Source organism: Caballeronia calidae (assembly GCF_900044055.2).
In the GTDB taxonomy this organism is placed as follows: domain Bacteria; phylum Pseudomonadota; class Gammaproteobacteria; order Burkholderiales; family Burkholderiaceae; genus Caballeronia; species Caballeronia calidae.
On record NZ_FCOX02000020.1, the window covers coordinates 14,032 to 27,591 of the forward strand.

Sequence of the window (13,560 nt, forward strand, 5' to 3'; positions counted from 1 at the left end):
CTCATCGCCCCGGCCCAACGTAGCCTAGCGTCGTTCAAACGATGATAAGCAGATGGCCACTCGCCATCGCGAACGGAGAGCCACTTGGACCGCGTCTCGCCAGCAGATTCTTATGCCGGTGTCGGCGCAGGGGAGACACCAGAGAGCGGCGACCGCCGACGTTCCGGCGTCGCTCGATTTGGAGAGCACTTCGGGATTGCAGCGGGTGATCTGCGAGCGGCGCTGCGACCAGAGAACGTCGCAGCGCTTGTCGCCACACGCCCCCTCAAACTGACGGCGCTTAACAAGGATCTTCCACAGGATATCTTGGACGGCCTTGAAGCTCTGAAACTGAGGCTTTTGCGTACAAAAATCGATGACTGACTTGCTTGCGAGTCAACTCGCGGCCGAAGGCAGGGAAGCTCCACTGATCAGGGGCTACAGCAGACCACCGCCGAGTTTATGTCGCTCCTTGGCAGCGTCTCTGCAGTCGCCCCCTGTTCGCAGGCCGACTGTCACTCGTAGATCTCGTTGCTCCGCGAATGCAGTGCGGCAATTGCCCCGCCCACTTATTCTCCGAGGGAATTTTCCGCTTCCATCTCGCTGCCCGACACAGGCTGCTCAACCACCGAAGCTACGCTCTGCGTTTCGCCGCGAGACTTCCGCGCTGGACGTGCACCGGTCGAACGGACACGCTTCGTCGCAGCGGCACTGGCGGACTTCTTAGCAGCCGTCCCTTTCTTAGCAGCCGTCCCTTTCTTAGCCGCCGCGCCTCTTTTTGCTGCGGTCGCTTTCTTTGCCGCGGTCGCCTTTTTTGCTGCCGTGGATTTCTTAGCCGTCGCCTTTTTGGCAACTGTCGTTTTCGACGCGCCACCCTTCTTGGCAGCCGCTCTTGGCTTCTTCGCTGGGGTCACAGCTTCAGTTTCTGACTGTTTCGCAGCCGCGCCCTTCTTCGCAACCGCATTCGTTGCCTTGCCGTTCTTGCCTGCAGCGCCGCTGCCTTCAATCAGAAACGCGCTGCGATCCTTGGCCGTCGCGATCCAGCCCGGCGCGCGGCCAAACCCACTCCAGGTCAGCCCGGAAACCGGATCACGGTACAGCGCGGGTTGAGGACCCTTGCGCGCCGCCTTTTTGCGCGCCGCTGGCACCGTCGCGCGCGTCGCGGACGCCGCGCCATCCGCTACGAGAAACGCATCGCGATTTCGTGCATTGGCGATCCACGCCGGCGCTCGGCCTCGGCCACTCCAGGTGGCGCCTGTCTTCGGATCGGCATACTTCGCTGAATCCGCGTTTCGCGAGGTTTTGACTTGGGCCTTGGCTGAAGCCTTGCCCGTGGATGCGGCGACGTCGTCAATCGTGATTTCATACTGAGCCATCAAGTCACGAATCTGTTTGATCACTCCGCCGGTCTTTTTGAATTTGATCGCTTGCGCCTGCGCTTCGAGTTTTTTGATATGAGCTTGAATTGCTTCCAAAGTGGCCATGTGGTCCTCCTCGTTTGAAAAGTGTCCGCACTATGCCACGGATGCAATTGAACAAGCTAGCGCGGCTGGAGCATGCATCCAATGAACTATGCGACTTGACACACGCATAGACAAGAAACGTTTACAGATTGTTTCTAAACGCTGTGTGGAAGACCGCTCTCGAAGGGTCTTTTCTTGATAGCGGGTGTTGGCGAAGCGAGAGCTTCGCGTTAGATTGGAGGGCAGCGCAATTCAGTATATCGATTTTTATGCAGACCGATTTGTGGCTTTCTGATCCTGAGGCAGCCTATTCTCAGTGGCAGCGCGCGGAAGCGACTGGCGCCGATCGCCGCGCTTTTGCGGATCAATCGATCGTCCAGCACTGCTCCATGTTTTCGCGATTCAATGACTATTTGTCAGCGCGTCGCCATAGCGTGGTCAGCTTTGGCTCCGATCAAATTCAAGGCTTTTTCGATGAGCTGGAACACGACTGTCAGCCAGGGACCACGACGCGGCTTCGCTATCTCAAACTTGTTGATCGGTTTGCCCGACACCTCGTGGCGATCAGTCTGCGCACGGAAAATCCCGCGGCTGAAATGCTCGCTCGTGAACACTGGCCGGAAGACGAACCGACGCCGGTCTATTTGTCGGAAGAGGACGACAAGCGCCTACAGGCCGTATGCGGCTCGGCTAGTTGCGAATCCGTGAAGGAATTGCGGAATACCGCGATTGTCGCCCTCTTTCTCGGCAGCGGCATCACCGCTGCCGAATTGAGCATGCTTCGAGTGCAAGATCTTGACTTCGATGGTGACCGACCCAGCGTCATGGTAGAAAAGCACGGTCCACGTCTTGCCCGACGCGTTCCCGTCGACGGTTTTGCGCTCGATACCCTGCGCGAGTATCACGAGGTCCGGGTCGAGATGACGTGTCCGACCGAATGGCTTTTTGTGGCGACCAGCGGCGGCAAGCCCATGAAGCCAGACACGCTGCTCAAGTGCGTTCGCGCCGCCCTGCAACGATCCGGTTTGTCAGCGGCGGATGAGAGTCCTCGGCTCCTCCGAAATACCTTTGGTCGACGCCATATTGTGGCCGGGAAGACCAACGAACAGGTCAGCAACCTGCTTGGACTATCAAGCCACCGCACCGTGACGCGCCTGCGTCAAACACTGGAATCCGCTGCTTCGATCGAAGGCTGACCTCGAAGGCGAGAGCTGCTTCCCGACATGAATCGAGCGTAACAAGGGCGGCCCATCTGAAAGGCTCATCGACATTCATAGCGGCGTCCTCGAGCGCGTAGAGCCGCTCAAGACACCGCGTTCTAGTCGAGCAGCGCAGGTTCCGGCTCGTCCGGTTCGTCGCGGCGAGGCGCGGCCTTCAGCCCAGCGGGCGCGCTTTGCCTCAAACCTTGCTCGACGAGTAACAGGCGTATTTTCTCCATCGCGACAAGCTGACCCAGGTCCTCTTCAGCCCACACCTTTTGGATCGAGGAAAAGTACGCTTCAATTTCTTCCATGACCTGATGCGCCTGAGCTAGTTCCAATAACAGCCTTTGAACGTCCCGATGGCCGCGATATTTGACCCAAAGCACACGCCTCTCGTCCACGCCGACGGGCTCAAAGCGCGGCAACTGGCGTGCCATTTCCGCGCAACGCTCTTTCCAACGACTCGGTCCGATACATGATTTCCCCCTGTCTGTTTTGTCATTGCACGCCATCGTATTGAGAACTGAGACAGATCGCGTCTGCATTGGCAAATTCATGGATATGCCGCCGTTCGTGTCGCAGTGAGACGGACCGCCGGCGACGCTCCGAGCGCGCTTGACTTTGCCATCCCATGGATAGGCTAAGAGATAAGCCGTTCAAACGGCGCGGGTGTTACGACCATCTCTTTCAGGCGACCATGACTTACACCATCGATCCACTTAGCATCGAATTCACCGAAACCCGCCGCGGCGTCAACGCGACGGCCAAGATCCTCCGCGAAGGACAATGCATCGGCACGATCAATGACGTCGCCGAGCGCATCGTGACCGACGTCTTCTTCGACTCCGAGCAAGAGCGGGTGGCGTTCGCGGCCGAAGCACGACGGATATTGGTGAGCGTTTTCGGGAAGACCGATCACAGCGACAACGCGTACGTGTCCGAGTACGCGCGCCAGCTCCTCGAGCAGGCAGAGCGGTGGCTGCTGGCGCAATCGCACGACGATCCGGTCTCGGACTCCGATCAATGAGCGGGCCCTATGCAGTAGGAGACTGGGAATCGGTCTGGGCCTGCGAGCCCTATCTCACCCACCGGCTCGTGTTTGACCTTGCGTCACAGCACGTGATTGCGGGACAAGACCGGTATCGCAGACGCCGAAGTCCTATGAGCGTCGACGACTGCGTCTATCTCAAGCAGATTCTCGACGAGACCTTTGACGACATTTGGGAGTCGCCCGCTGAATACGGGTTCAAAATCGTGCACGAGATTCCCCCTTGGGCGCTGGAGGCGTGGCCTTGGCCGCGCCCATTGACCGGCGAGGATGAGGAAGGCGACGACCAGTCTTTCAATGAACCTGTGGGTATTGACGAGCACGGATGCCGTTTCCCGCTGCCGCCCGAAAAGTAACTGCGCGAACGCTGTCGAACCTAACCCTGCAAGCGAACCGATGCCACCATTCGGTCCAGTCGCTTGGTTGCCGCCGCGATTTGGCCGAAGCGCACTTCTCGCAACTGTCGATCATGTTCGTTCACGACCGTGATGAGCGACTCGACGAGGCACTCGCTGAAGTGCCACTCGCCGCTTGTTTTCCCAACATCGAGCATCGCAAGCACCGCCTCTTCAACCTGACGGACGAAAGGCAAGTCGAGCAGTCCGTGCCCCGATTCGGTCAGGAAACTCGTGAGCAGGACAGTCTGGGCGAGCACGATCGTTTCTTGTCGCGCGGCGCGTTGCCCGCGTACGGCTTCGAGCGCAAGGCGTGACTGAAGACACAAGGCGTCCGCATCCTCCCGAGGCATCGGAAGGAGAAACCTCTTTGACCGCAAACGCCCCGGCTTCTTGGGCGACTTCCTCTTTTGGGACACAGGCATGGCGGCGAAATCTCTGTCGATGACAGCCCTGCCTATTAAGCGATGCGAGGGTTTCCTGGCTCCGATCCAAATAACGTGGCCGACTCTCCAGTGCGGACGGCCACGCTAGTGCGCTGCTTGACGCTCTCTATGCGCTTTTCTTCGGCGCGAGCAATCAACGTCAACAGTTCGCGGCTCAGATCGGCATCCGTCGCCCCCGGCCGCCACGGCACACACCCGTGCTTCTTTCGCGTTTCGCGAGCCAGCGTCAGCGCATCCCTTGCCGCTTTCGCACTCTCGAAACTGACCTCCTCGCAAAATGCGACAGGATCGCGAAACTCCGAGAATGATGTGAGGTCTTCGCGGCCGGCGTGAATCCTGGCTGGAAAGTCGCGCAAATCGGACACGACGCGGTGACTGAGTCGCCGCCACTGGATCTTTTCCGGGTAGACAAACGCCGGCAGCATTGCACTTTGCGCAGCTTCGCGATTTTCCAAGCGAGTCGCTTCGTCGCCCGCCCACTCCGCACGGTGCATCATGGCTCTGCACACTCGTGCGTACCCTTCGAGCGATATGGCAACCTCCAGAGCCGCGTCGCGTCGTTCGCGTCGAGCGGTAATGCGTTCCTTCAATCCTTGCATCGCAAGCACGACGATCGCGCTAATGGCACTCGATGTGCCAGCGATCGCGAGCCAGTTGGGCCACTCCACCTGCGACAAAAGAGCCGACGCCTGCTGCCATTGTGCTTGCCACATAGCGTTTCCTCAGAGCTTTGAAGCAGCAAGTATAGAAAATTCTGCTCGTTTTTCTAATATCGGGGAATGTCCGACTGCCCAACGTGATGAATACGCGACCGTGGATCCCTGCCGCAACCATGCCGTCGTTGGAGAATGAAATTAAGTGCCCATTCAAGAGAGGCGTCTTCACATTCAGTTAATTTTTTCGCGCTATTCTGGCTTCACTCGCTCGACATAAGGGGGACATGAAAGATGATTTTTTATCATCACGGTGCGGCCATTCAGCCATCCGTCACACGCGTCGGCCGCGCGTTCGTTGCCCGCGCATCGATTCTCGAAGAGGACGGTGAAGCGACCTCCCTGGGCGATCTTGGCGTGTTCGCGAGCAAAGACGGTGCATATCGATTCGCCATTCGCTGCGCGTTTGCTTTCGTCGATGGGCAAACCCTGCCACTCCCACCTTTCAAAGTCGAACAGCATTGACGGTGTAAGGCAGCGTGATTGAAACGATCAAAATGAGAACGCCGTCATTTTGAAGCGCGCTTTTTGTCGCAATTTTTCGATGATTCGCCCGTTCTCGCTTTCAATCGACCATGGGACGGTTTGGGCCTCGTCCGCCCCGATGACGCTAAACGCTCCCCTTTCGCTAACCATCAAATTGGTCTGCCAATGTCATGCAGCAAGTCGGTGTTCGTAGTACGGGCGGTCGCGATCATCCAAAATTCTGTACAGCGCATCGAGATCCGACGGATCGGGATTCAGCCACGCTTCAACGTTCTCGGGCTTGATTGGCACGATGCATCGATCATGGCCGGCTGCGACGACTTCGGGCGGCGGATCGTCCGTGATGGCCGCAAACGACAGCAGGTCGGGTTGATCTTTGGCTGTCCAGCGCGACCACAAGCACGCGCTCACCGCCTGAATCCGGCGTGAACTCGAGCACCACGTTTTCATCCTTTTCGCCTTCTGCGAGCGTGCGCCCCTCCATCCGCGCACGGCTGACGTTCTCGTAAAATCGATTCACGATCATCACGCCGTGTGAATGCCCAAACAAGGGTCGCCAGAAACCTTCCAGTGAATCGCGGCGACTGTTGTACGTTCCAGGAAAGCGCGTGTCGTAGTTCGCAGACTTGCCCGCGATGCGGCACTGATACCGCATCGGCTTCACAACGTACTGTCCGTTCTCGACGACGAGCACCGGCGCATAGTGACCCGGAAAAATCCGCGAGTCACGGTCCTTCGGCGTCGTGCGCCGTAAGTCGTCGAGCCGACCCAAGCTCGACTCGATCTTGTCGGTCGCAATGCGACGACTTTCCGTCGCAGCTTTCGTCACCTTCGTCTGCAACGCGCGCTCGGCATCCGCCAGGCGGGTGCGCTGCTTGAAGAGATCCTGTTCGAGCGCGGTCGCCTGCTCCGTGTTGAACCGATCAATGAACGCCTTGATCTGACGCTCGTCGTCGCTTTGCGGTTCTCGGAAAGCGTCTTCCATCCCCTTCGGAATCTTCGCCTTGCTGCCTTCGGCGCGTTCCCAGAACAGGCGCGCGAATTCACGAATGTCCATCTGCGCGCCGAACATCTTCACGTATCGTCGATAGTCAGCCTGGATCTGCGCCGAGTAGCACACTGCTGCCCCTTCGATGTCGATTCGGTTAGGTTGCCGTGCCGGTTGCCTCGCGGCACAGTCTCATCATCTTCTGGACCACCGTGCTCGCATGGTTCAGGCCCATATCGCCAGTGAAGAGCGCCTGCACATCCGACTGGCGCACGGCAATGCCCGCCCCTTTCAGATCACGCCGAGCGATCTTGAAGGCCAGTTGGCCGATGCGGATGCGCGCGAGCCAGTCCATCGTGACAAGGTTACGCTTGAGCCAGATGCGGCAGCTCTCCACGACGTGGTCCACGCGCCATTCCTGGGTCAGCGCGTAGGAAGCAGCAACGGTCGCCACCAGAAAGCACAATAGATCGGCTCGCGCGCCTGTCAGTTCGTCAATATCGGGCATGTTCATCTTGTTTCCTGTTCCCAGCATAGTAACCACCTAACCGCCAATTACTTGCAGGTGCGGACGAGCTCCAGACTTTCAACGACGAATCGACCGCCCCTCGCTGCAGCGCAGCCCAGTCCCGACGCACGAGCCATCGCACCCGGCGCAGTAATGGCGATCACGCACGCTGTCGTCGACCTGCCGGCGGTTGAAATCGTCCACCGACTTCGTCCCGACCGTCCGGCCGTTCTCGTGCGCGAAGAATGTCGGCTCGCCCGACTTGCCGCGGGCGACGGCCTCGTCGATCGTCGCGTCGCCAAACGCCTTGCGCAGCTTGGCGACGAAGTCCGCGAACTCCGGCATCGGATGTCTCGGTGCAAGCATATTGGCCAGGTTTGTCTACGACCAGTAAAAAGTGCGCAACGCACTGCTTCAGTTTTTGAGCTAAGATACCCCTGTATATTTATACAGTATTTTTGCTAACCCGATTTACCATGGCCGCTCTGCCTCAAGACATCGCGTCGATCCACCCGTCAATCTGGACGGGAAATCAACTCGCACGGTCGTACGGTAAAACCATCGACACCGGCTACGCAGCCCTGTCGGCGGAGTTGCCCGGCGGTGGCTGGCCGATCGGCGCGTTGGTGGAGTTGCTGGTTCAGCAGCCGGGGATCGGCGAGATGCGGCTACTCAAGCCGGCACTCGTGGCCGCGAGCAAGCGGCCGGTCGCGCTGCTGCAGGCGCCGCACGTGCCGAACAGCCTGGCGTTTTCGTATTTGGGCGTGCCGCTCGACAAGCTAATGATGCTGCGTGCGCCGAAGACTGCCGACGCGCTCTGGTGCGCCGAGCGCGTACTGAATGCCCGAAGTTGCGGCGCACTGCTCTTCTGGCAACAGCACATCCGGTCTGAGGCGCTACGGCGATTGCATTTGGCGGCTCAAGCAACGGAAACCTTGCTGATTCTGGTTCGACCGCTTGCCTCCACCCAGGATGCGTCGCCCGCGGTATTACGGCTAGGTGTGCGACCCGCCGACGGCGGCATCGTCGTCGAAGTCATCAAACGACGAGGCCCCACCCGAACCGACCCACTGTCCATCCACCTTCAACCGTCTCCGATTCTGCTCAGCCCTCATGGCCGTGTTCGTCGCCATCTTCCTGCCCCGGCTCTCGCTGGAGGTGTTCCGTCCGAGATGGTCATCTCCGACTGAACACGGCTGTGTGGTGCTCGAGCGTGACAAGGTGATCGTCCTCGACCAGGCAGCAAGAGAGGCAGGGGTGATGGTGGGCATGAAGCGCGGCGGCGTCACGACACTCACGGCCGACGCGCTGATGTACGACCGCAGTCCCGCGCGCGAGCTCGACGTGCAGCGCGAAGTCGCTTTCGCGCTACTTCGCTTCTCGCCTCAGGTCGCCGTGCGTGAGGAAGAAACCATCGTTGTGGACGTGACAGCGAGTCTCCGGCTTTTCGGCGGCATCACGCACGTGTGTCGACAGATCCGGGAGGCGGTCAAGGCGATCGGTGTCACCGCCCGCATGAGCGTGGCGCCCACCGGTCAAGGCGCGTGGCTCCTCGCCAAACGGGGGCGCCGGCGGGTGCTCAAGATGCGTTCGCTCGAACGGTATCTCGGCGAGCTGCCCTTCATGGTGGTCCCCGAAGTTCGATCGTTCGCCGAATGGTTCAACGGCCTCGGCTGTCGAGTACTCAATGATATTCGCCGCCTGCCACGTGCAGGTCTCAAAAAGAGGTGTGGCGTGGATTTACTGGATTCTCTCGACCGCGCCTACGGCCTGTCACCTGAACTCTACGAGTGGCTGGCGTTGCCGCCTTCGTTCAGCGCGCGTACCGAGCTGCCCGATCGCGTCGAGCATGCCGAAGCGATCTTGTTTTCCGCGCGACGCCTGATCGTCCAACTGTGCGGATGGTTGAGCGCGCAGCAGCTCGCGCTCACGCAGGCGACGATCACGCTCGAACACGAGCGCGGCCGCCAGGCGATCGAGCCGACGGTGATCGACATCGCATTGGCTGAGCCGACATGGCACGAGGAGCACCTCGTGCGGCTGCTCAAGGAGCGCCTCGGGCGTATCGAGCTCGAAGCGGCCGTCATCGCGGTGCGCCTGACGGCCTCGAAAGTCGAGCCGGCCGAGTCGCCCAGCGATTCGCTTTTCCCCGATCCGGGCGGATCGGCGCAGGATCACAATCGCCTGCTCGAACTGCTGGTCGCCCGCCTGGGAAGCGAAAACGTCTTGCGGCCGGCGCCGACATCGGATCATCGGCCCGAACATGCGAATCAATGGGTGCCCGTGCAGGCCACGATCAAAGCGTGCCCTCCGCCTGCCGAACTTCCACGTCCGACGTGGTTGCTGGACACACCCGTGCGGCTGATGATCAAAAACCATCGGCCTTTCTATGGCTCGCCCCTCAAACTCGTCTCGACGGGCGAACGTATTGAAGCGGGCTGGCACGACGGCGAGCTCGTCACGCGCGACTACTACGTTGCGGAAGCCACCGATAAGAGTTGCTACTGGATCTACCGTGAACGACCGAGCGTGAAGACCGAAGAAGTCCGCTGGTTTCTTCACGGGCTGTTCGGATAATCGGTGGTGTCGCCGTGGATCTTTTCTCGTCGGCCCTACCCGACTACGCGGAGCTTTTCGCGTTCACGAACTTTTCGTTTCTGCATGGCGCATCCCACGGCGAAGAGCTCGTGCTGCGCGCCTCTCAGCTCGGCTATTCAGGCCTGGCGGTCACCGACGAATGCTCGCTTGCGGGTGTGGTGCGTGCTCACGTCCAGGCCAAGGAAGAAAAGCTGCCGCTGATCATCGGCTCTTATTTCCGGCTCGTTCATGCGGACAAGAGCCCGGCGTTCGGCCTGATCCTGCTTGCACAGAACCGCAACGGCTACGGCAACCTGTCCGAGCTGATCACGCTCGGCCGCATGAGGGCAGCAAAGGGCTCGTACCTGCTCACGCCGCACGACCTGTCGAAACCCGAGAAAGAGTATGCGCATCTGCGCGGCATGCCCGATTGCCTGGCAATCCTCGTACCGGATTTTCCGGCGAAGGAAGACGCGCTCGCCGCACAAGTCGAGTGGCTCAATGAGACGTTTCCGGCTCGCGCGTGGGTCGGCCTGATCCTCCACCAGCGCGCGATGGATGACATCCACCGCGGCAGCGTCGAATACATCGCCGATCGGCACCGCGTCCCGGTCGTCGCACTCGGCAACGTCGTGATGCACGTTCGCTCGCGCAAGCCGCTGCAAGACACGATGACGGCAATCCGCATCGGCAAGCCTGTATCCGAGTGCGGATACGATCTCGCACCCAACGCGGAGCAGCACCTTCGCTCGCGGCTGCGACTCGCCAATCTGTATCCGGCTCACGCGCTCGCGCAGACGCTCGACATCCTGGAGCGTTGCACGTTCTCGTTGGATGAACTGCGCTACGAGTACCCCGACGAACTCGTGCCAGACGGCTTCACGCACGAGGCATATCTGCGGCAGGAGACGTATATCGGTGCGCACAAGCGCTTTCCAGCCGGGATCCCGCTTGAGGTTCAGCAACAGATCGAGCACGAGTTGCAGTTGATCCGCGAAATGCGTTACGAGGCCTATTTCCTCACGGTCTATGACATCGTGCGCTTCGCGCGAAGCCAGCAGATCCTGTGTCAGGGTCGTGGGTCCGCTGCGAACAGCGCCGTCTGTTATTGCCTGGGCGTCACCGAAGTCGATCCTTCACGCGGCAACATGCTCTTCGAGCGCTTCATCTCGAAAGAACGCGGAGAGCCGCCCGACATCGACGTCGATTTCGAGCATCAGCGCCGCGAAGAGGTCATCCAATACATCTACCGGAAGTACGGCCGCGACCGCGCTGCGATTGCCGCTGCGGTCTCGACCTATCGGCCACGCGGTGCGTTACGCGAGACGGGCAAGGCGCTCGGCATCGATCCGCAGATCGTCGACAAGGTGGCCAAAAGCCACCAATGGTTCGACCACTCGCAAGATCTGTTGCGTCGATTCGAAGAGTCCGGCCTCGATCCGGCCAATCCGCTCATTGTGATCTGGGCGAAGCTGGCCGCCGAGATCCTGAATTTTCCGCGGCATCTTTCGCAGCATTCGGGCGGCTTCGTCATCAGCCGAGGCAAGCTCACGCGGCTCGTTCCCGTCGAAAACGCGGCGATGGCGGATCGCAGCGCGATTCAGTGGGACAAGGACGATTTGGAGGCTCTGGGGCTGCTGAAAATCGACGTCCTCGCGCTCGGCATGTTGTCGGCCATTCGCCGCACGCTCGATATCGTCTCCGAACAGCGCGGCGAACGCTTCGAGATGCAGGACATCCCTGCTGAAGATCCTGAGACGTACGAGATGATCTCGCAGGCGGATACCGTCGGGGTGTTTCAGATCGAGTCACGCGCGCAGATGAGCATGTTGCCGCGTATGCAACCGCGGACCTTCTATGATCTTGTGATCGAGGTGGCGATCGTGCGTCCCGGTCCGATTCAGGGCGGCGCTGTGCATCCCTATCTACGACGCCGTCAGAAGATCGAGCCGGTGACCTATCCGAGCCCGGCGCTGGAAACCGCTCTCGGGCGCACGCTCGGCGTGCCGATTTTTCAGGAGCAGGTGATGCAGGTCGCGATCCTGGCTGCCGGTTTTACGCCGGGCGAGGCCGATCAGCTGCGGCGCGCGATGGCAGCGTGGAAACGCAAAGGCGGCTTGGAGAAGTACTACGATCGCATCGTCAACGGGATGCAGGAGCGCGGCTACGAAAAAGCATTTGCCGAGGCGATCTTCGAGCAAATCAAGGGCTTCGGCGAATACGGCTTTCCTGAGAGCCACGCGGCGAGCTTCGCGCTGCTGGTGTATGCCAGCAGCTGGCTCAAATGTCACGAACCGGCTGCTTTCCTTGCCGCGATGCTCAACAGCCAGCCGATGGGCTTCTATTCACCGTCACAACTCGTGCAGGACGCGAAGCGTCATGGTGTGGATGTGGTGCCGACCGACGTCACGATCAGCGGCTGGGATTCCCTGCTTGAGCGTCGCGTCGATCGCGCGAAACCCGTCGTTCGTCTCGGACTGTCGTTGCTTAGAGGGATGCGTGACGGTGCGGCGGAGCGCATTGAGAACGCACGGGCCGTGAAGCACTTCGCGAGCGTGAGTGATTTGGCGCGCCGCGCCCAGCTTGATCGGCACGACCTGCAGGTGTTGGCAGGGGCGAACGCGTTGCAGTCGCTTGCCGGTAATCGACGGGAAGCACTTTGGCAATCAGTCGCGGCCGTGCCCGACCGGGACATCCTGGCCGACAGCCGGATCGATGACGAGACGCCCGAGCTTGGCGCGCCGTCCGAGGCCGAAGACATCGTCAGCGACTACTACGCCTCGGGGCTGACACTGGGGCGACATCCCCTTTCGCTCTTGCGCCCGACGCTGCTCGAACAGCGACTGATGCCAGCCTCAACGCTCCGCACCTATCGGAACGGTCGGCTCGCACGCGGCTGTGGGCTCGTCACCGTGAGACAAAGACCCGGTACGGCAAAAGGCGTGATGTTCGTGACGCTCGAGGACGAGACCGGAAACGTGAACGTGATCATCTGGCCGTCGCTTCTGGAAAAGCAACGAAAGGAAGCATTGGGCGCAGCGCTGCTCGCTGTGTACGGCACCTGGCAATGCGAGGGCGAGGTCCGTCACCTTGTGGCACAGCGACTTGTGGACATGTCGCATCTGCTCGGCGGGCTCACGACCGTCAGCCGCAATTTCTGCTGACGGGACCCGCCCCAACATAACGCTCACTGCGAAGGAGACTCGCCTTCGGCAGGCAGCGCCTTCCGAGGCTTCTTCGCACGCGCGAGCACCGTCTCGGGCGCCTTGGCGGCCCCCTCGGCCTTCTTCGTCTTCTTGGCCGACTTCGGCTCGCCGACAATCGCAGACTTCTCGGCCGCTGCAGCCGCCTCCTTCGTTGAGGCCTTCTTGTCGCCCTTCGCCTTTACCTCATTGCCCGCTTCAGCCGCGCCGCTTTTTCCTTCAAGCGTCGCTTTCGCCTTCTTCGCCTTCTTCACGGCGACACCGCTGTCATCCTTTGGAACCTTCTTGACTCTCGGAGCTTTGCTCACTATTGCCGGTGAATGCCCAAGCGGGGCGGTACGTTCCCCTTGAATCTGTGCGATCGCCTCGCACCAGTAGTGATCGTCGCGGCCATGTTGGCGACCATCCGCTTCCCACAGGAGGTAGGCGCGAAAGCGAATGCTCTCCTCGGATCGCACGGGATTCGACGTCGATTGCATGCTTGCTCCATAGACCGGGTGTCAACGGGACCATAGCAGGTTGCCGCTTCCCACTCAACTCGCCCAAATTCCA

15 protein-coding genes and 1 pseudogene are annotated in these 13,560 nt (G+C 60.4%); 9 read left to right on the forward strand and 7 right to left on the reverse strand.

The genetic code is table 11. The features are described 5' to 3' along the window. Window positions 1–84 precede the first annotated feature (84 nt). A complete protein-coding gene (locus tag AWB78_RS46595) occupies window positions 85–363 on the forward strand; it encodes a hypothetical protein (protein ID WP_157697558.1) in 279 nt (92 codons plus the stop codon). Window positions 364–548: 185 nt separating this feature from the next. Here the strand turns inward: AWB78_RS46595 and AWB78_RS19305 are convergent, their stop codons facing one another. After that, on the reverse strand, window positions 549–1,463 hold the full coding sequence (locus tag AWB78_RS19305; protein WP_063958984.1) for an H-NS histone family protein: 915 nt from the start codon (window positions 1,461–1,463) through the stop codon (window positions 549–551). Between the two features lie 248 nt (window positions 1,464–1,711). On the opposite strand from AWB78_RS19305, the gene AWB78_RS19310 reads away from it, so the two are divergent. Continuing rightward, on the forward strand, window positions 1,712–2,638 hold the full coding sequence (locus AWB78_RS19310) for a tyrosine-type recombinase/integrase (protein WP_062607139.1): 927 nt from the start codon (window positions 1,712–1,714) through the stop codon (window positions 2,636–2,638). A gap of 122 nt (window positions 2,639–2,760) precedes the next feature. On the opposite strand, the gene AWB78_RS19315 is transcribed toward AWB78_RS19310, so the two are convergent. Continuing rightward, on the reverse strand, window positions 2,761–3,081 hold the full coding sequence (locus tag AWB78_RS19315) for a hypothetical protein (protein WP_062607141.1): 321 nt from the start codon (window positions 3,079–3,081) through the stop codon (window positions 2,761–2,763). A 260-nt stretch (window positions 3,082–3,341) separates the two neighbouring features. On the opposite strand from AWB78_RS19315, the gene AWB78_RS19320 reads away from it, so the two are divergent. From AWB78_RS19320 to AWB78_RS45265, 3 genes are all read left to right on the forward strand, one after another. Next, window positions 3,342–3,671: a hypothetical protein gene (locus tag AWB78_RS19320; protein WP_062607142.1), complete on the forward strand. Its 330-nt coding sequence runs from the start codon at window positions 3,342–3,344 to the stop codon at window positions 3,669–3,671. A gap of 134 nt (window positions 3,672–3,805) precedes the next feature. Continuing rightward, on the forward strand, window positions 3,806–4,048 hold the full coding sequence (locus tag AWB78_RS46600; protein WP_157697559.1) for a hypothetical protein: 243 nt from the start codon (window positions 3,806–3,808) through the stop codon (window positions 4,046–4,048). Beyond that, entirely contained in the window at window positions 4,018–4,404 is a 387-nt protein-coding gene (locus AWB78_RS45265) for a hypothetical protein (protein ID WP_157697560.1), read from the forward strand. Before AWB78_RS46600 ends, AWB78_RS45265 begins: the two co-directional genes overlap by 31 nt. A gap of 143 nt (window positions 4,405–4,547) precedes the next feature. On the opposite strand, the gene AWB78_RS19335 is transcribed toward AWB78_RS45265, so the two are convergent. After that, window positions 4,548–5,246: a hypothetical protein gene (locus AWB78_RS19335; protein ID WP_062607148.1), complete on the reverse strand. Its 699-nt coding sequence runs from the start codon at window positions 5,244–5,246 to the stop codon at window positions 4,548–4,550. Between the two features lie 234 nt (window positions 5,247–5,480). Between AWB78_RS19335 and AWB78_RS19340 the strand changes: the two genes are divergently transcribed. Then, window positions 5,481–5,711 (forward strand): hypothetical protein, encoded by a 231-nt coding sequence (locus AWB78_RS19340; protein ID WP_062607150.1) that lies wholly within the window; start codon window positions 5,481–5,483, stop codon window positions 5,709–5,711. A gap of 189 nt (window positions 5,712–5,900) precedes the next feature. Here the strand turns inward: AWB78_RS19340 and AWB78_RS19345 are convergent. The 3 genes and pseudogenes from AWB78_RS19345 to AWB78_RS19355 form a co-directional block, all read right to left on the reverse strand. Further along, window positions 5,901–6,852 (reverse strand): annotated as a pseudogene (locus AWB78_RS19345) (SOS response-associated peptidase family protein). Between the two features lie 25 nt (window positions 6,853–6,877). Next, a complete protein-coding gene (locus AWB78_RS19350; protein WP_062607151.1) occupies window positions 6,878–7,234 on the reverse strand; it encodes a hypothetical protein in 357 nt (118 codons plus the stop codon). A gap of 72 nt (window positions 7,235–7,306) precedes the next feature. Beyond that, complete coding sequence (locus AWB78_RS19355; protein WP_198399298.1) at window positions 7,307–7,573, reverse strand: hypothetical protein; 267 nt, start codon at window positions 7,571–7,573, stop codon at window positions 7,307–7,309. 131 nt (window positions 7,574–7,704) lie between these two features. On the opposite strand from AWB78_RS19355, the gene imuA reads away from it, so the two are divergent. Genes imuA through AWB78_RS19370 form a run of 3 tightly spaced genes read left to right on the forward strand, consistent with a single transcriptional unit; the run spans window position 7,705 to window position 12,969 of the window. Next, complete coding sequence (gene imuA / locus AWB78_RS19360) at window positions 7,705–8,418, forward strand: translesion DNA synthesis-associated protein ImuA (protein WP_062607155.1); 714 nt, start codon at window positions 7,705–7,707, stop codon at window positions 8,416–8,418. Next, window positions 8,342–9,805: a Y-family DNA polymerase gene (locus AWB78_RS19365; RefSeq protein WP_074173476.1), complete on the forward strand. Its 1,464-nt coding sequence runs from the start codon at window positions 8,342–8,344 to the stop codon at window positions 9,803–9,805. The genes imuA and AWB78_RS19365 overlap by 77 nt, the downstream gene beginning before the upstream one ends. Window positions 9,806–9,819: 14 nt before the next feature. Continuing rightward, on the forward strand, window positions 9,820–12,969 hold the full coding sequence (locus tag AWB78_RS19370) for an error-prone DNA polymerase (RefSeq protein WP_062607159.1): 3,150 nt from the start codon (window positions 9,820–9,822) through the stop codon (window positions 12,967–12,969). A 23-nt stretch (window positions 12,970–12,992) separates the two neighbouring features. Here AWB78_RS19370 and AWB78_RS19375 read toward each other — a convergent pair whose 3' ends face one another. Next, window positions 12,993–13,487 carry a DUF2934 domain-containing protein gene (locus AWB78_RS19375; RefSeq protein WP_062607161.1) on the reverse strand — a complete coding sequence of 165 codons (495 nt, stop codon included), beginning with the start codon at window positions 13,485–13,487 and terminating at the stop codon, window positions 12,993–12,995. Between the last annotated feature and the right edge of the window lie 73 nt (window positions 13,488–13,560).

Coding starts and splice junctions, on each gene's coding strand:
- AWB78_RS46600 (WP_157697559.1), top strand. CDS start 3,806: ATGAGCGTCGACGACTGCGTCTATCTCAAGCAGATTCTCGACGAGACC.
- AWB78_RS19350 (WP_062607151.1), bottom strand. CDS start 7,234: ATGAACATGCCCGATATTGACGAACTGACAGGCGCGCGAGCCGATCTA.
- AWB78_RS19305 (WP_063958984.1), bottom strand. CDS start 1,463: ATGGCCACTTTGGAAGCAATTCAAGCTCATATCAAAAAACTCGAAGCG.
- AWB78_RS19355 (WP_198399298.1), bottom strand. CDS start 7,573: ATGCCGGAGTTCGCGGACTTCGTCGCCAAGCTGCGCAAGGCGTTTGGC.
- AWB78_RS45265 (WP_157697560.1), top strand. CDS start 4,018: ATGCCGTTTCCCGCTGCCGCCCGAAAAGTAACTGCGCGAACGCTGTCG.
- AWB78_RS19335 (WP_062607148.1), bottom strand. CDS start 5,246: ATGTGGCAAGCACAATGGCAGCAGGCGTCGGCTCTTTTGTCGCAGGTG.
- imuA (WP_062607155.1), top strand. CDS start 7,705: ATGGCCGCTCTGCCTCAAGACATCGCGTCGATCCACCCGTCAATCTGG.
- AWB78_RS19320 (WP_062607142.1), top strand. CDS start 3,342: ATGACTTACACCATCGATCCACTTAGCATCGAATTCACCGAAACCCGC.
- AWB78_RS19340 (WP_062607150.1), top strand. CDS start 5,481: ATGATTTTTTATCATCACGGTGCGGCCATTCAGCCATCCGTCACACGC.
- AWB78_RS19315 (WP_062607141.1), bottom strand. CDS start 3,081: ATGGCACGCCAGTTGCCGCGCTTTGAGCCCGTCGGCGTGGACGAGAGG.
- AWB78_RS19310 (WP_062607139.1), top strand. CDS start 1,712: ATGCAGACCGATTTGTGGCTTTCTGATCCTGAGGCAGCCTATTCTCAG.
- AWB78_RS19375 (WP_062607161.1), bottom strand. CDS start 13,487: ATGCAATCGACGTCGAATCCCGTGCGATCCGAGGAGAGCATTCGCTTT.
- AWB78_RS19365 (WP_074173476.1), top strand. CDS start 8,342: ATGGCCGTGTTCGTCGCCATCTTCCTGCCCCGGCTCTCGCTGGAGGTG.